Below are 21459 nucleotides of genomic sequence, written 5' to 3' on the forward strand. Positions count from 1 at the left end.
GATGTGCGCATGGTGACTGACGGCACTGCTGACGGTTCGGCGATCTCCGGCCCGGCATGGGAGCGCACCGTGCTGCTCGTCGTGCCGCCGAACGACGTGGACGAGGTGCACGACTCGGTGGACGACCTCTGGCACCGCAACGCCGACCTCGGCCCGGGTGAGCGGATGCGGTTCGAGACCGCGCTGCTCGAACTCGCCGGGAACGTCATCGAGCACGCCGAGGGGAACGAACGGCTGGTGTGCCAGCTGACGCTGCGGCGGACGTCGACCACGCTCGAGGCGGTGCTCAGCGACAGCGGCGCCGAGGTGCAGGTGCCGTTCCGCACCGAGATGCCGGACCCCGAGGAGATGGCCGAGTCCGGCCGCGGGATCGCGATGATCGAGCTCCTGATGGACGACTTCTCCTACGAGCGGGACCCCGAGGGCAACCGGTGGCGCCTCGTGATGGGACTCCCGGAATCGCTCCAGCGCGAGCACGACGTCGCGGAGGACACCGGCGGCGACGCCCCGCGCTGACGCGCCTGGTCGCCGGGGCGACGGCGACGACCCGACGACGGACGGGAGGCCCGGTACCAGCTGGTACCGGGCCTCCCGTCCGTGGGCTGTGACGGCGCGACCGGTCAGGCCGTGGCGGCCGCCTCGCTGCGCTTCGGCAGGACCCAGCCCGGGCGCACGAAGTGGCACGTGTACCCGTTCGGGATCTTCTCGAGGTAGTCCTGGTGCTCCTCCTCGGCCTCCCAGAAGGGGCCGGCGGGGGTGACCTCGGTGACGACCTTGCCCGGCCACAGACCGGAGGCGTCGACGTCGGCGATGGTGTCGAGGGCGACGTCGCGCTGCTCGTCCGAGGTGAAGAAGACGGCCGAGCGGTAGCTCATGCCGACGTCGTTGCCCTGGCGGTTCTTCGTCGACGGGTCGTGGATCTGGAAGAAGAACTCGAGGAGCTCACGGTAGGAGATCACCGACGGGTCGAAGACGATCTCGACCGCCTCGGCGTGCGTGCCGTGGTTGCGGTAGGTGGCGTTCGGCACGTCGCCGCCCGAGTAGCCGACACGGGTGCTGAGGACTCCCGGTCGGCGGCGGAGGAGCTGCTGCGCTCCCCAGAAACACCCGCCGGCGAGGATCGCGGTCTCGGTGGTGGTCATCGGTACCTCCGTGGTTCGTGACGCTGGCTGCGACAGTACCCGGTGCAACAGAGGGACGGCTCCGTCTGTTCCATCCGAGCGGATGCCGCGTCGGCCGGGCGGTTGCGTCTCGTGGAGGACCTGAGCCCCGCCGCACGCGTCGCGCGTTGACTGGGCGGATGAAGGACATCCAGTACGCAGGTCGGGCGATCCGGACGAGCGACGACGCAGCCGACGCCGTCATCCACTACGCGGCGGTGCTCGGGGCGAACCGGAAGACCGACACCCTGGACGTCCCGACGGTCGACGAGCAGGGACTGCCGGTCGTCGAGACCCTGCTGATCGGTCCGTCGAGCCAGATCACCCTGAGCCCGGCACCCGACGACGGACGGGGTGTCGACGTCGACGACTCCGCGTTCGTGGAGCACGTGCACCGGTTGGCGGACATCGCCGGGCCGGTGCGCCCGGTCCACGAGGACCCGGACGTCCGCCCGGAGGACTACGACTTCGACTGACCGCGCCCCGTCCGGACCGACGTCAGCGGCGCAGCGTGTTCCGCGGGTACTCGCCGTAGGCGTTCCGGTACGCGGCGGAGAAGCGACCGAGGTGCGCGAACCCCCACCGTCGGGCGATCGTCTGCACGGCCGCGGTGGTCGGGTCGGCCTGCAGCAGCTCGCGGCGGACCTGCTCGAGGCGCACCTGCAGCAGGTACTGCATGGGCGTCACCCCCAGGTGGCGCTGGAACGCCTCCTGGGTCGCCCGGACGCTGAGGCCGGCGGCACCGGCGACGTCCGAGACGCTCATCGGCTCGGCGACGTGCTCGTGGACGTACTCGACGGCGGCGCGGAGGCGTGCGCGTCGGGGCAGGAGCACGGCCGGCGGCAACGTGGTCACGGTCGGCGGGTACATCCGGAGGAACGCACCTGCGGTCCCGCGGACGAGGGTGTGCCAGAGGAGGGAGTCGACGCCGCCCGTCCGCAGCTCGCGGGAGAGCAGCGCCAGGCTGTTCTTCCACTGCGCCACGGCGGCCGGGTCGAGGGTGCGCAGGTGGTCGAGGCCGAGGTCCGCGACCTGCCCGGTGTGGAACTGCTCGTCGGCGACCTCGTGCACGACCCGTCGGGACAGGTGCACGACGCGCTGGTCGTAGTCCTGGTACTCGAACACGAAGTCCCGACAGGTCGGGAAGAGCATCGGCACGTCACCGGTCATCGGCACGCGGTCCTGCAGGACGTCGGGGACGCCCTGCCCCGCGGTGAGCCACTGGACGATGTACTCGTCGGACGCCGGGATGGCTCCGCGGAGGAACCCGGAGACCTGCGCCCGACGGAGCGTCAGGTCGGCGTCGCCGACCGCGGTGTAGCGGTAGCGGAAGGGCTGCTCGGTCGCTCGGGCGGACCACTGCCGCCCGGCGTAGAACCCGCTGAGGTCGAGGACCGCTGCGTCGGGTGCATGCCCCATGGCCTCGATGCGGACGGTGCTGCGAGGGGCGGTGCCCGTCAGGCCGGGCCGTTCGTCGATCAGTGTCATCGTCGGTCCGATCCTCTCGCTCATGGTGTCGTGCTGGCCCGGGCGGCCCCGCATCGGAAGCGAGCAGCACACGTTCGGTGCCTCCATGAGCACGTTACGGACCGGGAATCATCCCCGCGAGGGGTTGATCGCTTCTCCATGCTGTGGTAGTTGGGCGTCGGCCGTGCGCGGACCCACCTCGATGGGGCAAGGTCGGTACATGCGCACCGAACCCGCCGCCGCCCTCCGCGCCGCCAGAGACGCCCTCATCGCCGCCCGCACCGACAGCGCTGCGGCGCGCGAGACGTTCCGGTGGCCGGACGTCGGTGCCACGTTCAACTGGGCGATCGACTGGTTCGACGTCATCGCGGCGGGCAACGACCGGGACGCCCTGGTCATCGTCGAGGAGGACGGGCGCGAGTCGCACACCACCTACGCGGAGATGTCCGCCCGTTCCGACCGGCTCGCGGCACGGTTCCACGACCTCGGCGTCGCGAAGGGCGACCACGTGCTGCTCATGCTCGACAACCAGCTCGAGCTCTGGGAGTCGATGCTCGCCGTCATGAAGGCCGGCGCGGTGATCCTCCCGACGTCGACGATGCTCGGCGCCGCGGACCTGCAGGACCGCATCGACCGCGGCCAGGTCGCACACGTCGTCACCACGCTGCGCGAGACGCCGAAGTACGCGGACCTGACGGGGGACTTCACCCGCATCGTGGTCGGCGGCACCGTGGACGGCTGGACGACGTACCCGAGCGACCTCGGCGAACCCGCACCCGCGGGGGAGTGGAAGCCCGAGGCGGTGACGGCGGCCACGGACCCGTGCCTGGTGTACTTCACCTCCGGGACCACGGACAAGCCGAAGATGGTCGTGCACACGCAGACGTCCTACCCCGTGGGGCACCTGACGACCATGTACTGGATCGGGCTCGAGCCCGGCGACGTCCACCTGGCGATCAGTTCGCCGGGATGGGGCAAGCACGCGTGGAGCTGCTTCTTCGCGCCGTGGATCGCCGAGGCCACGGTGTTCGTGTACAACCAGGAGCGCTTCGACCCGGTGGGCCTGCTGCACCAGCTCGAGCAGGCCCAGGTCACGTCCTTCTGCGCCCCGCCGACCGTGTGGCGCCTGCTCATCCAGGCCGACCTCGGCAGTCGGCCGACCGCCCTCCGCGAGGTCGTCTCGGCCGGCGAACCCCTCAACCCCGAGGTCATCCGGCTCGTCGAGGAGTCCTGGGGCCGCACGATCCGCGACGGCTACGGCCAGACCGAGACCACCGCGATCGTCGGCAACGCCCCGGGTGACACCGTGCGGCCCGGCGCGATGGGCCACGGGCTGCCCGGGGTCGCGATCACGCTCCTCGACCCGGTCACGGGCGAACCCGGCGCCAGCGAGGGCGAGGTCTGCCTCGACCTGACGACGACGCCGGTGAACCTCATGGCCGGGTACCTCGGCGCGCCCGAGCGGACCGACGACGCGCTCCGCGGCGGCTTCTTCCACACCGGCGACGTCGCCACCCGGCACGAGGACGGTTCGCTGACGTTCGTCGGCCGCACCGACGACGTGTTCAAGTCCTCGGACTACAAGGTCTCGCCGTTCGAGGTGGAGAGCGCGCTGCTCCAGCACCCCGCGGTCGCCGAGTCCGCGGTCGTCCCGGCGCCGCACGAGGAGCGCCTGACCGTGGTGAAGGCGTACGTCACGCTCGCGTCCGGGTGGGAGCCCACCGCCGAGACCGCGCGGGACATCCTGGCGCACGCCCGCTCCGCGATGCCGGCCTGGCAGCGCGTCCGACGCGTGGAGTTCGGTGCGCTGCCGAAGACCGTGTCGGGCAAGATCCGCCGCGTCGAACTGCGCGCCCGCGAACAGGAGGCGTTCGGCGGCCCGCAGCTCGAGGGGGAGTGGCGCGACGAGCAGTTCCCGGGCCTCCGCACCGGGCGTCGCGACGCCTGACCCGCGGCGAGTGTGACCGGACGGGTCAGGTCCGGTCGGCCCGGCCTCGGTCCGGGAGGCCCGCGGCCTGGTGGCGGCGGAGGGCCCCGGACACGACGCGGACCGCGGCGAGCTCCTCGGGCGTGAAGGCGTCGACGAAGACCTGTCGGACCGCGCGGAGGTGGGCGGCCGAGGAGCTCCGGTAGAGCCGGACGCCCTCGGCGCTCAAGGTCACGGCCGTGCCGCGGGCGTCCGGTCCGACCCGGTCGCGGGTGACGAGGCCGCGTTCCTCCATCCGCCGGAGGTGGTGGGAGAGCCGGCTGCGTTCCCACCCGACCTCGTCGGCGAGCTCCGCGGAGCGGCGTGTGCGCTCCGGCGCCTCGCTCAGCGCGAGCATCACGCGGTAGTCGCCGTCGGAGATCCCGGACGCGGACTGGAGCGCCGCGGCGAGCGCACGGCGGACCGCTTCCGACGTCTCGACGTAGTCGCGCCAGGTCGCCAGTTCGTCGACGGTCGGCGATCGCCGGCCCCGCGTCTGCTGTCCGTCGTCACCCATGCGGCCTCCTCTTGACTCCTCGACGGTAGCGGCACATGATTGACACGTCAATCACTTGGTTGAAGCGACAACGAAATGAGGCACCATGCCCGACATCACCTTCGGCCTCGACACGTTCGGCGACGTCCCCACGGACGACGACGGCGCGTTCGTCAGCCACGCCCGGTCGATCCGGCAGCTCGTCGACGAGGCCGTCATCGCCGACGAACTCGGCGTCGACGTGTTCACGGTCGGGGAGCACCACCGGCCCGAGTACTCCGTGTCGTCCCCCGAGACCGTGCTCGCCGGTCTCGCCACGGTGACGAAGCGCATCCGCCTCGGGTCGGGCGTCACGGTCCTGTCCTCCGACGACCCCGTCCGCGTGTTCCAACGCTTCGCGACGGTCGACGCGCTGTCCCGTGGTCGTGCCGAGGTGATCCTCGGCCGCGGGTCCTTCACCGAGTCCTTCCCGTTGTTCGGCCACGACCTGGCCGACTACGACGTCCTGTTCGAGGAGAAGATCGAGCTGTTCGCGCAGCTCCTGCGCGAGGAGCCCGTCACCTGGAGCGGGACGACCCGCGCGCCGCTCGTCGACGCCGACGTCTTCCCGAAGACCGAGCACGGCCTGCGCACCTGGGTCGGCGTCGGCGGGTCTCCGCAGTCGGTCGTGCGGACCGCGCAGTACGGGTTCCCGCTCATGCTCGCGATCATCGGCGGGCAGCCCGAGCGCTTCGCGCCGTACCTCGACCTGTACCGCCGGGCCGCCGAGCAGTTCGGCACGACGGCGCACCCGGTCGGCATGCACTCGCCCGGCTTCGTCGCCGACACGGACGAGGAGGCCACGGAGCTGTTCTGGCCGCACTACCGGGTCGTCCGCGACCGGATCGGCGCCCTGCGCGGGTGGCCGCCGGTGACGCGCGCCGAGTTCGACCGCGAGGTCGCCACCGGCTCGATGTACATCGGCTCGCCGGAGACCGTCGCGCAGCGGATCGCCCACGCCGTCGACACGATGGGCGTCGGCCGCTTCGACATGATCTACACCTCCGGCGGCCAGTCGATGCGGGCCCGCACCCGAGCCGTCGAGCTGTACGGCGGCGTCGTCGTCCCGCGGGTGCGCGAACTGCTCGCCGACCGCGGCGACACCGCCCGGACCGAGGACACCGATCGCCAGGAGGCCGCAGCATGAGCGGCACGGACACCACCGGTACCCAGCCGTTCCGGACCGTCGCGGTCCTCGGCGCCGGGAAGCTCGGGACGGTCCTCGGTCGCCTGCTCGTCAACACCGGCCACCGCGTCCTCGTCGCGGGCTCGGGCGACCCGGACCGCATCCGCCTGATCCTGTCCGTCGTGGCACCCGGGACCGAGGCGGTCCGCGCCGCCGACGCCGTCGACCAGGCCGACGTCGTCGTGCTCGCCCTGCCGCTCGGACGCCTCGACACGATCCCCGCGGAGCGGCTCCGCGGCACGGTCGTCATCGACGCGATGAACCACTGGTGGGAGGTCGACGGGCACCGCCCCGACCTCGAGGACGGCCGCGTGTCGACGAGTGCGCTCGTGCAGCAGCACCTGTCGGGAGCCACCGTCGTCAAGGCGTTCAACCACATGGGGTACCACGACCTCGACGCCGGCGCGCGTCCCGCGGGCGACCCCGAGCGGAAGGCGATCGCCGTCGCGGGCGACGACGAGGCGGCCGTGGCGGCCGTCGCGGCGCTCGTCGACGAGCTCGGCTTCGACGCCGTCGCCGCGGGCTCGCTCAGCGACAGCGTGGCGTTCGAACCGCACGCCGAGGCCTTCGGGGCGAACGTCCCGGCTCCGGAACTCGTGGCGCTCATCGAGCGCTTCCCGACCACGGACCGGGGGCGGGCCGTCGCGGCGGCGCGGGCGGGCCTCCCGGCCTGAACCGGCGAGGACCGCCACCGCGTACGGTCGCGTCCATGAGCGACACGACGAACGGAACCGGCCCGGACGACATCTCCGACGAGGAGGCCCGGCGCACCGAGGAGCTGCCCGACGGCTCCGCCTCGGGGAACGCCACGCAGGACCCGCAGCAGGACAGCGACGTGGACTCCGGCGGGGAGCCGACCGAGCCCGAGGAGGGCTGACCCGTGCCGCGGAACCCCGCGGTCCCGGCCCGTGCCACCGGCGTCACCCCACCGGGCGCGGACCGGGGGTTCCGCCTGGCCCTGCTCGACCGTGGCGCCGACCTGCTGCAGCCGACGGACCCGCTCAAGGGGTTCGACGTCTACGTCGTCGGGTTCCACTGCGTCAAGGGCGAGCCCGACGTGCAGATGGAGGCCCACCACTACTGCAAGGTCGTGAACGCCGAGATGCTGCAGTGCGTCCTGTTCGACGGCAACACCGCGGACGCGAACCTGATCGGCGTCGAGTACATCGTCTCCGAGCGGCTGTTCGACGGGCTGCCCGAGGACGAGAAGCCGTCGTGGCACCCGCACAACCACGAGGTCTTCTCCGGCGAGCTCGTCGCCCCGGGGCTGCCGATCGCGGTCGAGACCGAGCTGATGGGGCACCTCGTCAACTCGTACGGCAAGACCTGGCACACCTGGCACAGCGCCCCGATGGGTGGGCACGAGGCCGACCCGCTGCCCGTCGGCGACCCGATGCTCATGTGGTCGTTCAACCGCGAGGGCGAGGTGCAGTCCGCGCTGCAGGACGACCGGAACACCGCGATGCACACCGACCCCGAGCCGCGGAAGGCCTCGCGGGCGAAGCACCTCGACCGGGCGCACCCGCAGCGTGGCGTCGGCACGATGCGCGACGACTTCACCGGCACGACCCCGACGCCGGGCGTCGTGGACGCGGAGGACGGCCGACCCTGACGGTCGCGCCGGCGCCGGCGCCCGCGCCGGCGCGACCGTCCCTGATCGGACAGCGGGACGGTCCTCCCAGCCGTGCCGGAGTTCGCTGGCATCCGGTTCCTCGCCCGTCCACCACGGGTGTGCCGGGCCGGTCGACCGGAAGCGGTGCCCAGATGCTGTCGTTGATCTACTCGAGCGTCGCGACGGACGTGTTCGACGACGATGCCCTCGCGGACCTGCTCACGCAGAGCCGGGACGCGAACGAGCGGAACGACGTCACCGGCATGCTGCTGTTCCGGAACGGCTATTTCCTGCAGCTGCTCGAGGGTCCCGACGCAGCCGTCCGCGGCAAGATGGCGACGATCAAGACCGACCCGCGGCACACGAAGGTGACCATGCTGGTCGAGGAGCTCATCGAGGAGCGACAGTTCCCCGGGTGGACGATGGCGTTCGCGCCGACGTCCGAGGCCGACCTCGACGACGTGCCCGGGTACCGTTCGACCTTCGAGGACGTCGAGGCCGTCTCGACCGAGACGCCGGCACCGGGGGCCGTCTCGTCGGTGGCCTCGCCGGCGCTCCGCGAGCTCATCCGCTGGTTCGAGGCGCGACCGGACCGCTTCCGAACCGCCTGACCGGGCGTGCGCCGGACGGGAGGCCCGTGGCGAGCGTGCCACGGGCCTCCCGTCCGTCAGGCAGCCACGTCGAACACGACCACTCGCCCGTTGTGCGCGCCGATGTGGTCGGCGACCGGCTGGTGCGCCGGGTGCGGCAGGTACGCGTCCCGCGCAGCGGCGTCCCGGAACCTGACGACGAGCATCCAGTCGAAGCCGCCCTCGAGCCCCTCGGGGCTGACGCTCGGGCCGGTCTCGACGGACACCACGCCGTCGATGCCGGGCAGGTGCTCGTGTGCGAGCGCCGTCGCCCGTTCCGGCACGGCAGTGTCCTCCGTGTCCCACTCCACCAGCACGACGTGCACGATCTCGGTCATCGGCGACCCCTCCTCCACTGCACCACCGGCCGTCCGACGGTGTCCGGACCGAGCCTGCGCCGCGGGGCCTGGACGTACCCCGGAGCGCCGCCGGACTGGGTGTCCTCGGCACGGCGCGGCCTACCGTCCAGGGCACACCACGACGAGAGGAAACACCATGGCAAGTGGAGTCGCAGCAGTCTGGGTCCCGGTCAGCGACATGGAGCGCGCGGTCGCGTTCTACCGTGACACCCTCGGTCTCACCGTGCAGGACCAGTCGGAGGACTGGAGCGAGATCGATGCCGGTGGGCTCATGATCGGCCTCAACGGGCGCGAGTCGGCCGGCGGGTCGAGTTCCGGCGGCGCGGTCGTCTCGTTCCAGCCCGACGGCAGCATCGAGGACGAGGTCGCCGCGCTGCGGAGCCGCGGCGCGGACATCCAGGGCGAGATCAGCGAGCACCCGTGGGGCAAGATCATCCCGTTCAAGGACAGCGAGGGCAATGACCTGCAGCTGTACACGCCGCCGCAGGGCTGAGCGGCCGCGGACACGACAGAGCCCCCGGGGTGACCCGGGGGCTCTGTCGATGCTGCTGGTGGGGTGCGTCCGACGCTGGGGTCAGCGGGCGGTGCGGGCCCCGGAGCGCGGGAGGACGATGCCGAGGATGATCATCGCGACGGCGAGGATCAGGTGCAGCACGTTGTCGGCGCTGTTCAGCGGCACGAAGTTCGCGGCGCTGGACATGCCGGCGGTGAAGAGGCCGTAGATGAAGAGCACGGCGTAGATGATGCCGCCGACGAGCAGGTACTGGCGCGAGAAGCCGAACGAGCGCGCGGCGATCAGGCCGACGATGCCGAACAGCAGGTGGACGATGTTGTGCAGGACGGACACCTGGAACAGGCCCAGGAGCTGCGCGTTCGAGTCGTTGCCGGCGGCCATCATGCTGCCCATGTCCATGGTCAGGCCGGGGATGAAGCCGGCGATGCCGACGATGAGGAAGACGACGCCGAAGACCAGCGCGCCCTTCTGCGTGAGCGTCCGGCCGTAGCCGTGGTCGGTGCGGGTCGATGCGTTGGTGGTCATGAAGGAACCTTTCGTCAGGAGTCGACGCGGTCGGTTGCCATGCGCCTCGCAGGACATTCGGAGTGGACCAGCAGTCGGTTTGGTGGGAGAACCCAGCAGTACACGGAAAGTGGTCGTCATGACCGGAGGAGGCGCTTGATGGCCAGGGTCGCCTCCTGGATCTTCTCCTCCGCAGCCGGTCCGCCCTGGGCGACCGCGTCCGTGACGCAGTGGCGCAGGTGGTCCTCGAGCAGGCCCATCGACACCGCCTGCAGTGCCTTCGTCATCGCGGACACCTGCGTGAGGATGTCGATGCAGTACTCCTCGCCCTCGACCATCCGCTGGAGTCCGCGCGCCTGGCCCTCGATCCGCCGCAGCCGCGTGAGGTAGTCGTCCTTCGCGGAGATGTAGCCGTGGTGCTGGTGCTCGGTCGTGTCGGATGCGGTGGGTTCGGGCATCGGGAACAGATCCTCGTCGTCGGCGTTACGGTAGTGGTACCCCCCTAGGGTATCCGCCCGATCCGGGGTGCACGACGAGGAGGACCGCCATGACCGACCAGCAGACCGTCACCTACGGCATTGACGGCATGACCTGCGACCACTGCGTGATGAGCGTCGACGAGGCGTTCCGCGAGCTCCCCGGGGTCACCGACGTCCGGGTCGACCTGGTGGCCGGCGGCCGGTCCACCGCCACCGTGACGAGCACCGGACCCCTCGACCACGACGCCGTCGGCGCCGCGATCGACGAGGCGGGCTACACCCTGGTCGCGCGCTGATGGCGGGCACGACCACGGGCACCCCGGTCGAGCTCGCGATCGAGGGCATGACCTGTGCCTCGTGTGCGAACCGCATCGAGCGGAAGCTCAACAGGATGCCGGGTGTCTCGGCCACCGTGAACTACGCCACCGAGACGGCCACCGTCTCGCTGCCGGACGGCACCGCGGTCGACGACGCCATCACGACGGTCGAGCAGGCCGGGTACGGCGCGCGGCTGCCGGAGCCCGAGCAGCCGGACGGCGACGCGCTCGCTCCGCTCCGGCGTCGCCTGGTCGTCTCCACCGCGCTCGCGGTCCCCGTCGTCGCGCTGTCGATGGTGCCCGCGCTGCAGTTCCCCTGGTGGCAGTGGGTCGCACTCGTGCTCGCCGCCCCGGTCGCGACCTGGGGCGCCTGGCCGTTCCACCGTGCGGCTGCGCTGAACGCCCGGCACGGTTCGGCGACGATGGACACGCTCGTCAGCCTCGGCGTCGTCGCCGCCGGGCTCTGGTCGGTCTGGGCGCTGGTGTTCGGCGGCGCCGGTGGACCCGACATGCACATGGCCTTCGCGTTCACGGCGCCCCGGGGTGCTGCTCCGGAGCCGTACCTCGAGGTCGCCGCCGCCGTGACGGTGTTCCTGCTCGCCGGCCGGTACGCCGAGGGCCGCGCGAAGACCCGGTCCAGCGCGGCGCTCCGTGCGCTCCTGGCACTCGGCGCGAGCACCGCACGGGTGCTCCGCGACGGCCGGGAGGTCGAGGTGCCGGTCGGGTCGCTCCGTGTCGGCGACCGGTTCGTCGTCCGCCCGGGGGAGCGCATCGCCACCGACGGCACCGTCGTCGCGGGCACGAGCGCCGTCGACACGAGCGTCATGACCGGGGAGAGCGTCCCCGTCGAGGTCGGACCCGGTGCCCCCGTCACCGGCGCGACCGTGAACGTCGGCGGCATGCTCACCGTGCAGGCCGTCCGCGTCGGCGCCGACACCGAGCTCGCGCGGATCGGCAAGCTCGTGACCGAGGCGCAGACCGGCAAGGCCGACGTCCAACGGCTCGCCGACCGCGTCTCCGGCGTGTTCGTCCCCGTCGTGCTCGGGCTCGCCGCGCTCACCCTCGTCGGGTGGCTGCTGCTCACCGGCGACGTCGAGGCCGCCCTGACCGCCGCCGTCGCCACACTCGTCATCGCCTGCCCCTGCGCGCTCGGCCTCGCGACGCCGACCGCGCTGCTCGTCGGCACCGGTCGCGGCTCGCAGCTCGGCGTCCTCATCCGCGGGCCGCAGGTCCTCGAGGCCACGCGGCGGATCGACACCGTGCTGCTCGACAAGACCGGGACCGTCACCACCGGCATCATGCGGGTCACCGAGGTGCTGCCGGCCGACGGCGAGGACCCCGACGCGGTCCTCCGCGCCGGGGCCGCCGCCGAGTCCGGGTCCGAGCACCCCATCGCCCGGGCCCTGGTCGCCGCGGTCCCCGACGTGGGCAGACCGGAGGCGTTCACGTCCACCGCGGGTCTGGGCGTGCAGGCCGTCGTCGACGGCGTCCTCGTGCTCGTCGGGCGGCCGACCTGGCTGCGCGACGCGTGGTCCGTCCCGATGACCGGCGCGCTCGCCACCGCGGCCGCCGATGCCGAGCGGTCCGGTCGGACGTCGGTCGCCGTCGCCTGGGACGGTCGGATCCGCGGCCTCGTCGTCGTCGCCGACACGGTCGCGCCGGGTGCCGCCGAAGCCGTCGGGCACCTGCACGAGCTCGGTCTCGAGACCATGCTCCTCACCGGTGACGCCGACGGGGTCGCCCGGAGCGTCGCCGCACAGGTCGGCATCACCCGCGTCACCGCCGGCGTCCGACCGGAGGACAAGTACCGCATCGTCACCGAGCTGCAGGCCGCGGGCCGGACGGTCGCCATGGTCGGCGACGGGGTGAACGACGCGGCGGCGCTCGCCGCTGCCGACCTCGGCATCGCCATGGGCACCGGAACCGACGCCGCGGTCGAGGCCGCGGACATCACCCTCGTGCGCGCCGACCTCCGGGCAGCGGTCGACGCGGTCCGGCTCGCCCGCCGGACCCTCCGGACGATACGCACGAACCTGTTCTGGGCCTTCGCCTACAACGTCGCCGCGATCCCGCTCGCGATGGCCGGCCTGATGAACCCCGTCATCGCGGGAGCCGCCATGGCACTGTCGTCGGTCTTCGTGCTGACGAACAGCCTGCGCCTCCGCCGCTTCCGGTCCGTCGACGGGAGCGCACGGTGAGCGGGCACGCGCACGGCACGACCACGTGGTCGATGGCCGCCCAGGCGACGCTGCACTGCCTGACCGGGTGTGCGATCGGCGAGGTCCTCGGCATGGTGATCGGCAGCGCCACCGGTCTGCACAACGCCGGCACCGTGGTGCTGTCGATCGTGCTGGCCTTCGTCTTCGGGTACGCGCTCACCATGCGCGGTGTGCTCCGGTCCGGGCTGTCGCTCGGCGCGGCGCTCCGGGTGGCGCTCGCCGCGGACACGGTGTCCATCGCCGTCATGGAGGTCGTCGACAACACCGTGGTCGTCGCGATCCCGGGGGCGCTCGACGCGGGGCTCGACCAGTGGCTGTTCTGGGGCGCCCTGGCGCTGTCGCTCGCGATCGCCTTCGTGGTCACGACGCCGGTGAACCGGGCGCTGATGCGCCGCGGGCTCGGGCACGCGAAGGTGCACGCGCACCACTGAGCGGTGGACATCGCCGACGCGACGGACCACGGAACGGACGGGAGGCCCGGTACCAGCTGGTACCGGGCCTCCCGTCGTCGTGTGGTCGCGCGTGCGCCGCGTCGCTCAGGCCTCGGAGTCACCCTCGGCGGCGTCGTCCTCTTCGGGGTTGAAGTGCGATGCGTCGCCCACGAACCCGGCCGCGAGGCCCTCGGGCTCGTTGGGGACCGTGCCGTCGTCGCCCAGGCCGTCCGCCTTCGGCGTGCCCTCGGGGTCGTGCGCCGTGCTGTCGTTGCTCATCGTGTGCTCCTTCGCAGTGCTGGCCGGGTGCGACGACCGTCAGAAGGCGGGGGTGCCGCCGGCGATCGTGATCGTCGACCCGGACTGGTAGCTCGATTCTGGACTGACGAGGTGGACGTACGCCGCACCGAGCTCGGCCGGCTGACCCGGTCGGCCGAAGGGCGACTGCTGCCCGAAGGTCGAGACGGTCTCGGCGTCGTCGGAGCCCGGCTGCAGCGGGGTCCACACCGGACCGGGCGCGACCGAGTTGACCCGGATGCCCTTCGGTGCGAGCTGCTGGGCGACGGCCTCGGTGAAGAGCTTGATCGCGCCCTTCGACACCGCGTAGTCGATCTTGTCCGGCGACGGGGTCGATGCCTGGATCGAGCCCGTCGTGACGATCGTCGAGCCGGGCTCGAGGTGCGGCACGGCGGCCTTCGTCAGCCAGAACAGCGAGTAGATGTTCGTCTTGAAGGTCGAGTCGAACATCGACGTCTCGAGGGTGAGGATGTCGTCGTTGCTGTCCATCCGGCCCGCGACCATCACGAGCGTGTCGAGTCCGCCGAGCTCGTCGACGCCCTTCTGCACGAGGTCGATGCAGTACTGCTCGTCGGAGATGTCACCCGGGAACAGCACGGCCTTGCGGCCCTCGCCCTCGAGCAGGTCGCGGACCTCCTCGGCGTCCTCCTGCTCGTCCGGCAGGTACGACAGGACGAGGTCGGCGCCCTCGCGGGACAGCGCGATCGCGGCGGCGCGGCCGATGCCGGAGTCCGCCCCGGTCACGATGCCGCGGAAGCCCTCGAGCCGGCCCTTGCCGACGTAGCTCTCCTCGCCGTGGTCCGGCTTCGGGTCCATCTTCCACGCGGCCCCCGGCAGCGACTGTTCCTGCTTCGGGAACGGCGGCACCGGGTAGAGGGTGGTCGGGTCCTTCTTCTCGTACTGGCTCATGGGGGCCACTGTCCTCTCGGTCGGCTGACGGGGCTCTAGTGCAGCGCGGTGAACGAGGCGTCGCGGACGAGCAGGGTCGTCGCGTCGCCGTCCACGGCCTGGTCGGGGTCGCTCGACAGCCCGAGGGTCCAGGTGCCGCCACCCGGACGTTCCGGCAGCGTGAACTCGACGGTCGTCTCCGAGGCGTTCAGCAGCACCGCGACCGAGTCGTCGCCCTCGCTGAGGACGAGGATCACGGCACGGTTGCCGCCGTCGGTCCAGTCGCCCTCCTCGAAGTCGTTCGCGTCGGCGCGGAGCACCTGCACGGTCGAGGGGGAGATGCCGGGAGCCGTGCGGTACCACTGCGGGCGCAGGGCGACGTGCTCCTTGCGGAACGCGATCGCGGCGGTGGTGAAGGCGAGCAGGTCCTGGTCCGCGGCCGCCCAGTCGAACCACGAGATCTCGTCGTCCTGGCAGTACGCGTTGTTGTTGCCGCCCTGCGAGCGGGCGATCTCGTCACCGCCCAGGATCATCGGCACACCGGCCGAGAGCAGCAGGGTGCCGAGGAAGTTCCGGCGCTGGCGGTTGCGGTAGTCGTTCACGCTCCCGTCGTCGGTCGGACCTTCGATGCCGCCGTTGAAGGAGGTGTTGTTGCTCTCGCCGTCGTTGTTGTCCTCGCCGTTCGCCTCGTTGTGCTTCTCGGCGTACATGGTGAGGTCGGCGAGCGTGAAGCCGTCGTGTGCGGTGATGAAGTCCACCGAGCAGAGCGGGGAACGGCGCGACCCCTCGTAGACGTCCGGGCTGCCGAGGACGCGAAGCACGGCGTCGCCGAGCGTGCCCTCGTCGCCGCGCCAGTACCCGCGGAGGTCGTCGCGGTACTTCCCGTTCCACTCGGACCAGTCGGCCGGGAACCCGCCGACCTGGTAGCCCGCGGTGTCCCACGGCTCGGCGATCATCTTCACCTCGCGCAGAACCGGGTCCTGGTGGATGATGTCGAGGAACGCGGAGTGCTTCTCGGCCGCGCCGTCCTGGCGGGTGAGCGTCGTCGCGAGGTCGAACCGGAAGCCGTCGACGTGCATCTCCTCGACCCAGTACCGGAGCGAGTCGGTGATGAGCTGCAGCGCGGACGGGTGCGACACGTTGAGGCTGTTGCCCGTGCCGGTGGTGTCGAAGTAGTTCGCCTCGTCGCCCTCGACCAGGCGGTAGTACGACTGGTTGTCGATGCCCTTGAAGGACAGCGTCGGGCCCATGTGGTTGCCCTCGGCGGTGTGGTTGTAGACGACGTCGAGGATGACCTCGAGGCCCGCGGCGTGCAGGGCCTTCACCATCTCCTTGAACTCCGCGACCTGCTGGCCGGCGGTGCCGGAGGCGGCGTACTCGTTGTGCGGGGCGAAGAAGCCGATGCTGTTGTAGCCCCAGTAGTTCCGGAGGCCCTTGTCCTGCAGGGTGGAGTCCTGCACGAACTGGTGGATCGGCAGCAGTTCGACGGCGGTGACGCCGAGGTCGGTCAGGTGCTTGATCGCGGCGGGGTGCGCGAGGCCCGCGTACGTGCCGCGGATCTCCTCGGGCACGTCGGGGTGCTGCTTCGTGAAGCCCTTGACGTGCACCTCGTAGACGATCGTGTCCGCGAACGGGGTGTCGAGGCGGGTGTCGCCCTCCCAGTCGAACGAGCGGTCGGCCACGACGGAGCGGGGCATGGCGGCGGCGGAGTCGGACTCGTCGATCTGGTCCGGCTCGTTCATGTCGTGGCCGAACAGCTCCTGGCCCCAGGCGTAGTCGCCGTCGATCGCCGTGGCGTACGGATCGAGGAGGAGCTTGGCCGGGTTGTGGCGCAGGCCGTTCGCCGGGTCCCAGGGGCCGTGCACGCGGAAGCCGTACTTCGTCCCGACGGTCACGTCCGGCACGACGTCGTGGAAGGTGTAGCCGGTGCGGTTCGTCAGCTCGGTCCGGTGCTCGGTGCCGTCGTCGTCGAAGCGGCAGAACTCGACGCGTTCGGCGGTGCTGGAGAAGACGGCGACGTTGGCGCCGCCCTCGACGAGGGTGACGCCGAGCGGGTTCCGTGTGGAAGAGGTCATGATCCGTTCTACCGGTCGCCGACTGAGCCCGCCGCCGATCCGCGTACCCCGGGCCCGGGCGTACCGCCCCGTGGCGACGGGCCTGGTCCGGCTCGGGGCCGCTCGCGATCGGTGCACGGGCATGGGAAGATCAGATCGTGACCCATCTCCACCCGGTACCGGGGAGCCCTGACGGGTTCCGTGCCGTGCGCCTCGAGGGCACCAGTGCGACCCGCCCCGCGGTCCTCGACGACGCCTACGGCACCGGTGCCGGGATCGGTGACGAGCGGTCCGCCTTCCGGTACACCGGTGCGGGTGACGCCGACCTCACGCTGAGCGGCTCCGCGGTCGAGGGCCGGCGCTCCGGCACGATGGAGCCGCGACCGACGCACATCCTGTTCTGGATCGGCGACGGCACCGCGACGATCACGGACGAGGACGGCACCCGTGACGTGGTCCGGCCCGGCCGACCGTTCCTCCTCGCCGCCACCGTCCGCTACCGGTTCGAGGCCGCGACGAGCCGCGTCTCGATGATGCACCTGTCCGACCGGCTGCTCCGGGCGGCGCTCACCGCGGAGGGCACGCAGGTCGTCGGGCCGCTGCGGTTCCGCCGGACCACCGCGGACGCCGACCTGGCGGAGCTCCGGACCGTGCTGCAGTCCCTCGGGCGGACGATCACCGACCCGGACGTGGCCGGCAGGCAGCGGGCGGAGTTGAACGCCCGGGTCGCCCGGGTCGTCGTCGGCACCTTCCCGGTCGACGTGCCGGCGACCACGAGCAGCGAACGCCTGCGGGACGCCCTGACGTACATCCAGGAGCACGCGCACACCGTGGTCACGCTGGCGGACATCGCCGCCGCCGCGGGGATGAGCGCACGCGGACTCCAGCAGTCCTTCAACCGGTCGGTGGGCGTCTCCCCGCTCTCGCACCTGCGGAACGTCCGGCTCGACGCCGTGCACGACGAACTCGTGCGCTCGGAGCCGCTCACGGCGTCGGTCGCCGAGGTCGCACGGCGGTGGGGGTTCGCGCACCTGGGTCGGTTCTCCGGCGCGTACCGCGACCGCTTCGGCGAGCTGCCGAGTGCGTCCCTGCGTGCCGACCGCGGCGGCAGCGCGGACACCGACGGGGTGGTCGGCACCGGCACCGGCGCCGGCGCCGGCGCCGGCTCCTGAACCGGCACCGGCTCCTGGCTGCACCGGAGGCCGGACGCGGTCCGTGTCGACCGGTCCGGTCAGGGCGCGCCGCCCGTCGCCAGCGCGGTCAGGCCCGGTACGCGTCCACCGCCGCCCGCGCTGCTCGGACGACCTCGGCGTCGGTCTCGAAGTGCCCGGCCCCGGTGTCCCCGGCGCCCATCGGGACGCCCCCGTGCGCGGTGTCGGCGAGGCGCTTGGCGGACAGGTGCACGGCCGCCGCCCCCGTGCCGAGCAGGACCGGGACGTCAGCGGGTGTGACCCCGGCGCCCGCCATCACCTGCACGTCCCCCGCGACGGCGACCATCCGCGTGATGGTGTCCGCGCCGACGAGTGCGGTCGCCGCGCCGCCCGAGGTGAGGACACGGGTGAAGCCGAGGTCACCGAGGCCCGCCGCCGCGGCCACTGGGTCGGCCGCGTGGTCGATCGCCCGGTGCAGGGTGACCTCCGCACCGGGCACTTCCGACCGGGCGATGTCGATGAACCGGGCGAGCGTGTCCGTGTCGAGCGTGCGGTCCCGGCGGAGCGCGCCGACGACGACCCCGGCGGCACCGGAGCGGAGGACGGCGACGAGCTCCCGCGCCATGAGGTCGACCTCGTCGGGGTCGTGCACGAACCCGCCCGGGCGGCAGCGCACCAGGACGTGCACCGGCGGTCCGACGGCGACGGCGGCCTCGACGAGCCCCTGCGAGGGCGTCAAGCCGCCGAGCTCGAGCGCGCTGCACAGCTCGACCCGGTCGGCTCCGGCAGCGCGCGCGATCGTGGCGCCGGTCGGTGAGGTGACGGCGATCTCGAGTGTCGGTGGCCTGGTCGGCGCCGGGGCCCGGCGGTCGTCGGTGCTCACGCGTGCACGAGCGGTCGGTCCGACGCGGGGATGATCCGGGCGTGCAGGTCCGGCGGCTCCGGGAACGTCCGGTCGAAGGGGAACACCGGCCGTTCGATCCGGTGGTGGCCCAGGCGTTCCAGGTCCTGGTCGACGCCACCGGGCGTGAGCGCGAGCATCCAGTCCGCGGCCATGTCGTACAGCTCGGGTTCGAGGTAGCCGATCTTCACGACGACCAGGTCGGCGCTCCGCGGGTCGAGGTCCAGGTCGGTGAAGTCGTGCTCGTGGTGGTACGGCTTCCGCAGCTCGGTGAGGACGGCGAAGACGCTGCCGACCTGCAGCACGACCTCGGTCCGGGCGTCCCGGTCGCCGTGCTTGACCGCGTGCACGCGTCCGGTCATCGTGAGCGGCCCGGCGTGCAGGTCGTCGACCTCGGCACCGGCGGTCACGGTGACGGTCGCCCCGACGCCGGCCTCGACGCAGGCGGCGACCGCGGCGGGGCCGGGGACGCTGGCGTAGAGGACGACCGGGCCGTCGGCGCTCTGGAACTCCTCCCGGGCGAGCAGCTGCGTCAGCCCCCACGTCATGTCGCCCGAGCCGCCGGCGGTCGGGTTGTCGCCGGAGTCGGACACGAAGTACGGACGTGCGGCACCGGGGGCGAGGGCGGCGGCCAGGCACTCGTCGAACGTCCCGGTCGGGGCGACGAACGCGAAGTCATCGCGGGCGTCCCAGAACGCCCGGGCCAGGCGTTCGGCACCGGCGGTGACGGCGGCCTCGTCCCACCCGGTGACGACGGTGACGGCACGGTTCCGCGGCTGGTCCGCCCAGGCGTACCCGACCCAGATCGCTGCGTCGAGCACGCCGTCGGTCGCCTCGATGTCGGCCACCTGTGCGTAGACGGACGCCGCGGGCTCGATGCGGGTGGAGGTCTTCTCGCCCGGCAGCAGGACCGGGACCGGGATCCACGCCTTCACCGGGCGTCGAGCTCCGGCCGGGCGGGTGGTGAGCACGTCGACCAGGTTGCGGACCGCGCGCTCCTTCGTCTCGAGGGCGTCTTCGTGCGGGGCCATCCGGTAGCAGGTGATGAGGTCGCACTGGTGGGCGAGCTCCCGCGAGACGTTCCCGTGCAGGTCCATCGACGCGGAGACGACGACGTCCGGCCCGACGACGACGCGGATGCGCTCGAGCAGTGTCGCCTCGGCGTCGTCGAGCCCCTCGACCACCATGGCGCCGTGGATGTCGAACCACAGGCCGTCGATCATCGTCTCGGCGGCGATCGCGGACAGCCGGTCGGTGATCTCGGTGCTGAGCTCCTCGAAGGACTCGCGGAGGACCACGCCACCGGGCAGCGCGTGCCCGATCAGCGCACCACGGAAGTCGGCCCGCTCGGACAGTGGCGCGAGGAAGTCGTAGCGCGCGACCACCTCGTCGCCGCGGTCCGGGTGGAAGGCGGCCGCCGGGGTGCGGGTCGGGGTGAAGGTCGACGTCTCGATGGCCAGGCCGGCGATGGCGATGACCGGACGACGGGCGCCGGGGGTGGTTCCGGTGTCAGACACGGGTGCTCCTGTTCCTGGTGGTGCGCAGCGGGACGGGGGTGGACAGCTCCTCGAGCGACGCCGCCAGGCCGCGCTGCAGGGCGAACTGGCCGGCGCCGACGAGCCCGGCGTCGGCCCCGAGCGAGGCGCGCTCGATGACGAGGTGCTGTGTGACGAGCGGGTGGCAGCTCTCGTACAGCTGGCTCCGCACGGCGGCGACGAAGGGGTCGAGGGTGGAGAGGATGCCGCCGAGGGAGACGGCGTCCGGGTTGAAGAAGTTCACGTTCGCGGCGAGGACCTCGCCGAGGTACCGGCCCGCGAGCCGGACGGCACGGGTCGTCTCCGGGTGTGCCTCGGACGCCAGGCGGACGACGTCCTGGGTGGTCGCGACGTCGACCCCGGCCTCGCGGAGGATCCGCACGAGCGCGGCCCCGGATGCGACCGTCTCGAGGCACCCGGTGTTGCCGCACGAGCACGGGGTGTCACCGGCGGCGTCGATCCGCACGTGGGTGATGTCCCCGGCGGCACCGGTCGAGCCGCGGTACAGGTGCCCGTCGATGATGATCCCGGCGCCGATCGCCGACCCGGCCTTGACCGTGATCGCCTGGCGACGGGTGGCCGGCTGCACGGTCTGCTCGCCGGCGGCCATGCAGTTCGCGTCGTTGTCGATCGCGGCCGGCACCCCGAAGTGCTCGGTGAGCCACGCGGTCACGGGGAACCCGTTCCACCCCGGCATCCGGCTCGGCAGGTCGACGACGCCCGCCTCGACGTCGACGGGACCCGGGAGGCTCAACCCGACCCCGCGCAGGCCGTCGCGTCCGCGTTCGGTCACGAGCGCGTCGAGGAGCTCTGCCAGCGCGGTCAGGCCGGCGGACGGGCCGTCGGCGAGGGCGAACGGGACGGTCGAGACGGACTCGAGCGCGCCTCCCGGCAGGACGATGCCGATCCGGACGTGCCCGCCACCGACGTCCGCGGCGACCGCGTACTCGTCCGTCCCGCCGATCCGGAGGACCTTGCGCGGGCGGCCGCCCGTGGAGACGTCGGTGCCCTCCTCGGCGAGGATGCCGTGCCCGAGGAGTTGACCGACCACGTGGGACACGGTCGACGGGGCGGCGCCGAGCAGTTGCGCGATCTCGGTGCGACTCGACGCCTGCCCGCTGGCGATGAGTTCGAGGACGCGGGAGCTGAGGTCCGGCACGACTTTCTCCAATCCGCGGCGACGGACGCGCTGACCGCCCGACCCGCCCGAGCCTACGGGGCGGACGGGTCGATCGACGCTTTCCGTCGATCCGCA

25 protein-coding genes are annotated in these 21459 nt (G+C 72.2%); 13 read left to right on the top strand and 12 right to left on the bottom strand.

Annotated features, from left to right (window positions below):
- Nucleotides 1-9 precede the first annotated feature (9 nt).
- Nucleotides 10-516 carry an ATP-binding protein gene (locus tag DEJ16_RS06920; RefSeq protein WP_110825643.1) on the top strand — a complete coding sequence of 169 codons (507 nt, stop codon included), beginning with the start codon at nucleotides 10-12 and terminating at the stop codon, nucleotides 514-516.
- A gap of 104 nt (nucleotides 517-620) precedes the next feature.
- Here DEJ16_RS06920 and msrA read toward each other — a convergent pair whose 3' ends face one another.
- Entirely contained in the window at nucleotides 621-1142 is a 522-nt protein-coding gene (gene msrA / locus DEJ16_RS06925; RefSeq protein WP_110825642.1) for a peptide-methionine (S)-S-oxide reductase MsrA, read from the bottom strand.
- A 158-nt stretch (nucleotides 1143-1300) separates the two neighbouring features.
- Between msrA and DEJ16_RS06930 the strand changes: the two genes are divergently transcribed.
- Nucleotides 1301-1636, top strand: coding sequence for a hypothetical protein (locus tag DEJ16_RS06930; protein ID WP_110825641.1), 336 nt, complete (start codon nucleotides 1301-1303; stop codon nucleotides 1634-1636).
- A gap of 22 nt (nucleotides 1637-1658) precedes the next feature.
- On the opposite strand, the gene DEJ16_RS06935 is transcribed toward DEJ16_RS06930, so the two are convergent.
- Nucleotides 1659-2648 carry an AraC family transcriptional regulator gene (locus DEJ16_RS06935; RefSeq protein WP_146236376.1) on the bottom strand — a complete coding sequence of 330 codons (990 nt, stop codon included), beginning with the start codon at nucleotides 2646-2648 and terminating at the stop codon, nucleotides 1659-1661.
- A 199-nt stretch (nucleotides 2649-2847) separates the two neighbouring features.
- On the opposite strand from DEJ16_RS06935, the gene DEJ16_RS06940 reads away from it, so the two are divergent.
- Nucleotides 2848-4575 (top strand): AMP-binding protein, encoded by a 1728-nt coding sequence (locus tag DEJ16_RS06940; RefSeq protein ID WP_110825639.1) that lies wholly within the window; start codon nucleotides 2848-2850, stop codon nucleotides 4573-4575.
- 25 nt (nucleotides 4576-4600) lie between these two features.
- On the opposite strand, the gene DEJ16_RS06945 is transcribed toward DEJ16_RS06940, so the two are convergent.
- On the bottom strand, nucleotides 4601-5110 hold the full coding sequence (locus DEJ16_RS06945; RefSeq protein ID WP_110825638.1) for a MarR family winged helix-turn-helix transcriptional regulator: 510 nt from the start codon (nucleotides 5108-5110) through the stop codon (nucleotides 4601-4603).
- An 85-nt stretch (nucleotides 5111-5195) separates the two neighbouring features.
- Between DEJ16_RS06945 and DEJ16_RS06950 the strand changes: the two genes are divergently transcribed.
- The 5 genes from DEJ16_RS06950 to DEJ16_RS06965 all read left to right on the top strand — a co-directional run bounded on the left by DEJ16_RS06950 (nucleotide 5196) and on the right by DEJ16_RS06965 (nucleotide 8537).
- Complete coding sequence (locus DEJ16_RS06950) at nucleotides 5196-6275, top strand: LLM class flavin-dependent oxidoreductase (protein ID WP_110825637.1); 1080 nt, start codon at nucleotides 5196-5198, stop codon at nucleotides 6273-6275.
- On the top strand, nucleotides 6272-6988 hold the full coding sequence (locus DEJ16_RS06955; protein WP_110825636.1) for an NADPH-dependent F420 reductase: 717 nt from the start codon (nucleotides 6272-6274) through the stop codon (nucleotides 6986-6988). The genes DEJ16_RS06950 and DEJ16_RS06955 overlap by 4 nt, the downstream gene beginning before the upstream one ends.
- Before the next feature lie 35 nt (nucleotides 6989-7023).
- Nucleotides 7024-7191 (top strand): hypothetical protein, encoded by a 168-nt coding sequence (locus DEJ16_RS15730; RefSeq protein ID WP_181419501.1) that lies wholly within the window; start codon nucleotides 7024-7026, stop codon nucleotides 7189-7191.
- 3 nt (nucleotides 7192-7194) lie between these two features.
- A complete protein-coding gene (locus DEJ16_RS06960) occupies nucleotides 7195-7926 on the top strand; it encodes an OBAP family protein (RefSeq protein WP_110825635.1) in 732 nt (243 codons plus the stop codon).
- A 152-nt stretch (nucleotides 7927-8078) separates the two neighbouring features.
- Complete coding sequence (locus tag DEJ16_RS06965) at nucleotides 8079-8537, top strand: BLUF domain-containing protein (RefSeq protein WP_110825634.1); 459 nt, start codon at nucleotides 8079-8081, stop codon at nucleotides 8535-8537.
- 56 nt (nucleotides 8538-8593) lie between these two features.
- Here DEJ16_RS06965 and DEJ16_RS06970 read toward each other — a convergent pair whose 3' ends face one another.
- Nucleotides 8594-8893 (bottom strand): Dabb family protein, encoded by a 300-nt coding sequence (locus tag DEJ16_RS06970; protein WP_110825800.1) that lies wholly within the window; start codon nucleotides 8891-8893, stop codon nucleotides 8594-8596.
- A gap of 157 nt (nucleotides 8894-9050) precedes the next feature.
- Here DEJ16_RS06970 and DEJ16_RS06975 point away from each other — a divergent pair, with 157 nt between their 5' ends.
- A complete protein-coding gene (locus tag DEJ16_RS06975; RefSeq protein WP_110825633.1) occupies nucleotides 9051-9407 on the top strand; it encodes a VOC family protein in 357 nt (118 codons plus the stop codon).
- Between the two features lie 81 nt (nucleotides 9408-9488).
- Here DEJ16_RS06975 and DEJ16_RS06980 read toward each other — a convergent pair whose 3' ends face one another.
- A complete protein-coding gene (locus DEJ16_RS06980) occupies nucleotides 9489-9953 on the bottom strand; it encodes a DUF4383 domain-containing protein (RefSeq protein ID WP_110825632.1) in 465 nt (154 codons plus the stop codon).
- A 116-nt stretch (nucleotides 9954-10069) separates the two neighbouring features.
- Nucleotides 10070-10390, bottom strand: coding sequence for a metal-sensitive transcriptional regulator (locus DEJ16_RS06985; protein ID WP_110825631.1), 321 nt, complete (start codon nucleotides 10388-10390; stop codon nucleotides 10070-10072).
- A gap of 89 nt (nucleotides 10391-10479) precedes the next feature.
- Here DEJ16_RS06985 and DEJ16_RS06990 point away from each other — a divergent pair, with 89 nt between their 5' ends.
- The 3 genes from DEJ16_RS06990 to DEJ16_RS07000 are packed head-to-tail and all read left to right on the top strand — an operon-like array spanning nucleotide 10480 to nucleotide 13378.
- Nucleotides 10480-10707, top strand: coding sequence for a heavy-metal-associated domain-containing protein (locus DEJ16_RS06990; RefSeq protein ID WP_181419502.1), 228 nt, complete (start codon nucleotides 10480-10482; stop codon nucleotides 10705-10707).
- Nucleotides 10707-12926: a cation-translocating P-type ATPase gene (locus DEJ16_RS06995; protein ID WP_110825629.1), complete on the top strand. Its 2220-nt coding sequence runs from the start codon at nucleotides 10707-10709 to the stop codon at nucleotides 12924-12926. Before DEJ16_RS06990 ends, DEJ16_RS06995 begins: the two co-directional genes overlap by 1 nt.
- The gene (locus DEJ16_RS07000; protein WP_258365852.1) at nucleotides 12923-13378 is read left to right on the top strand and encodes a DUF4396 domain-containing protein; all 456 of its coding nucleotides are present in this window, start codon (nucleotides 12923-12925) and stop codon (nucleotides 13376-13378) included. The genes DEJ16_RS06995 and DEJ16_RS07000 overlap by 4 nt, the downstream gene beginning before the upstream one ends.
- A gap of 105 nt (nucleotides 13379-13483) precedes the next feature.
- Here DEJ16_RS07000 and DEJ16_RS15735 read toward each other — a convergent pair whose 3' ends face one another.
- Genes DEJ16_RS15735 through glgX form a run of 3 tightly spaced genes read right to left on the bottom strand, consistent with a single transcriptional unit; the run spans nucleotide 13484 to nucleotide 16638 of the window.
- Nucleotides 13484-13657 carry a hypothetical protein gene (locus tag DEJ16_RS15735; protein ID WP_181419503.1) on the bottom strand — a complete coding sequence of 58 codons (174 nt, stop codon included), beginning with the start codon at nucleotides 13655-13657 and terminating at the stop codon, nucleotides 13484-13486.
- A gap of 39 nt (nucleotides 13658-13696) precedes the next feature.
- Nucleotides 13697-14584, bottom strand: a complete 888-nt coding sequence (locus DEJ16_RS07005; RefSeq protein ID WP_110825628.1) for an SDR family oxidoreductase — start codon at nucleotides 14582-14584, stop codon at nucleotides 13697-13699.
- A gap of 35 nt (nucleotides 14585-14619) precedes the next feature.
- Entirely contained in the window at nucleotides 14620-16638 is a 2019-nt protein-coding gene (gene glgX, locus DEJ16_RS07010; RefSeq protein WP_110825627.1) for a glycogen debranching protein GlgX, read from the bottom strand.
- 137 nt (nucleotides 16639-16775) lie between these two features.
- Between glgX and DEJ16_RS07015 the strand changes: the two genes are divergently transcribed.
- Nucleotides 16776-17789, top strand: coding sequence for an AraC family transcriptional regulator (locus tag DEJ16_RS07015; RefSeq protein WP_220032666.1), 1014 nt, complete (start codon nucleotides 16776-16778; stop codon nucleotides 17787-17789).
- A gap of 88 nt (nucleotides 17790-17877) precedes the next feature.
- On the opposite strand, the gene DEJ16_RS07020 is transcribed toward DEJ16_RS07015, so the two are convergent.
- Genes DEJ16_RS07020 through DEJ16_RS07030 form a run of 3 tightly spaced genes read right to left on the bottom strand, consistent with a single transcriptional unit; the run spans nucleotide 17878 to nucleotide 21363 of the window.
- On the bottom strand, nucleotides 17878-18651 hold the full coding sequence (locus DEJ16_RS07020; RefSeq protein ID WP_110825626.1) for a copper homeostasis protein CutC: 774 nt from the start codon (nucleotides 18649-18651) through the stop codon (nucleotides 17878-17880).
- Entirely contained in the window at nucleotides 18648-20186 is a 1539-nt protein-coding gene (locus DEJ16_RS07025) for a M81 family metallopeptidase (protein ID WP_110825625.1), read from the bottom strand. The genes DEJ16_RS07020 and DEJ16_RS07025 overlap by 4 nt, the downstream gene beginning before the upstream one ends.
- Nucleotides 20179-21363 (bottom strand): ROK family transcriptional regulator, encoded by a 1185-nt coding sequence (locus DEJ16_RS07030; protein WP_110825624.1) that lies wholly within the window; start codon nucleotides 21361-21363, stop codon nucleotides 20179-20181. The genes DEJ16_RS07025 and DEJ16_RS07030 overlap by 8 nt, the downstream gene beginning before the upstream one ends.
- Between the last annotated feature and the right edge of the window lie 96 nt (nucleotides 21364-21459).

The organism is Curtobacterium sp. MCJR17_055 (assembly GCF_003224335.1).
Lineage (GTDB): Bacteria > Actinomycetota > Actinomycetes > Actinomycetales > Microbacteriaceae > Curtobacterium.

Excerpts from the sequence above, each read along its gene's own strand:
- glgX (WP_110825627.1), bottom strand. The coding sequence starts at position 16,638 with ATGACCTCTTCCACACGGAACCCGCTCGGCGTCACCCTCGTCGAGGGC.
- DEJ16_RS06940 (WP_110825639.1), top strand. The coding sequence starts at position 2,848 with ATGCGCACCGAACCCGCCGCCGCCCTCCGCGCCGCCAGAGACGCCCTC.
- DEJ16_RS07005 (WP_110825628.1), bottom strand. The coding sequence starts at position 14,584 with ATGAGCCAGTACGAGAAGAAGGACCCGACCACCCTCTACCCGGTGCCG.
- DEJ16_RS15730 (WP_181419501.1), top strand. The coding sequence starts at position 7,024 with ATGAGCGACACGACGAACGGAACCGGCCCGGACGACATCTCCGACGAG.
- DEJ16_RS06945 (WP_110825638.1), bottom strand. The coding sequence starts at position 5,110 with ATGGGTGACGACGGACAGCAGACGCGGGGCCGGCGATCGCCGACCGTC.
- DEJ16_RS06970 (WP_110825800.1), bottom strand. The coding sequence starts at position 8,893 with ATGACCGAGATCGTGCACGTCGTGCTGGTGGAGTGGGACACGGAGGAC.
- DEJ16_RS06990 (WP_181419502.1), top strand. The coding sequence starts at position 10,480 with ATGACCGACCAGCAGACCGTCACCTACGGCATTGACGGCATGACCTGC.
- DEJ16_RS06930 (WP_110825641.1), top strand. The coding sequence starts at position 1,301 with ATGAAGGACATCCAGTACGCAGGTCGGGCGATCCGGACGAGCGACGAC.
- DEJ16_RS06985 (WP_110825631.1), bottom strand. The coding sequence starts at position 10,390 with ATGCCCGAACCCACCGCATCCGACACGACCGAGCACCAGCACCACGGC.
- msrA (WP_110825642.1), bottom strand. The coding sequence starts at position 1,142 with ATGACCACCACCGAGACCGCGATCCTCGCCGGCGGGTGTTTCTGGGGA.
- DEJ16_RS06965 (WP_110825634.1), top strand. The coding sequence starts at position 8,079 with ATGCTGTCGTTGATCTACTCGAGCGTCGCGACGGACGTGTTCGACGAC.
- DEJ16_RS06995 (WP_110825629.1), top strand. The coding sequence starts at position 10,707 with ATGGCGGGCACGACCACGGGCACCCCGGTCGAGCTCGCGATCGAGGGC.
- DEJ16_RS06975 (WP_110825633.1), top strand. The coding sequence starts at position 9,051 with ATGGCAAGTGGAGTCGCAGCAGTCTGGGTCCCGGTCAGCGACATGGAG.
- DEJ16_RS06920 (WP_110825643.1), top strand. The coding sequence starts at position 10 with ATGGTGACTGACGGCACTGCTGACGGTTCGGCGATCTCCGGCCCGGCA.
- DEJ16_RS15735 (WP_181419503.1), bottom strand. The coding sequence starts at position 13,657 with ATGAGCAACGACAGCACGGCGCACGACCCCGAGGGCACGCCGAAGGCG.
- DEJ16_RS06935 (WP_146236376.1), bottom strand. The coding sequence starts at position 2,648 with ATGACACTGATCGACGAACGGCCCGGCCTGACGGGCACCGCCCCTCGC.
- DEJ16_RS06980 (WP_110825632.1), bottom strand. The coding sequence starts at position 9,953 with ATGACCACCAACGCATCGACCCGCACCGACCACGGCTACGGCCGGACG.
- DEJ16_RS06955 (WP_110825636.1), top strand. The coding sequence starts at position 6,272 with ATGAGCGGCACGGACACCACCGGTACCCAGCCGTTCCGGACCGTCGCG.
- DEJ16_RS06950 (WP_110825637.1), top strand. The coding sequence starts at position 5,196 with ATGCCCGACATCACCTTCGGCCTCGACACGTTCGGCGACGTCCCCACG.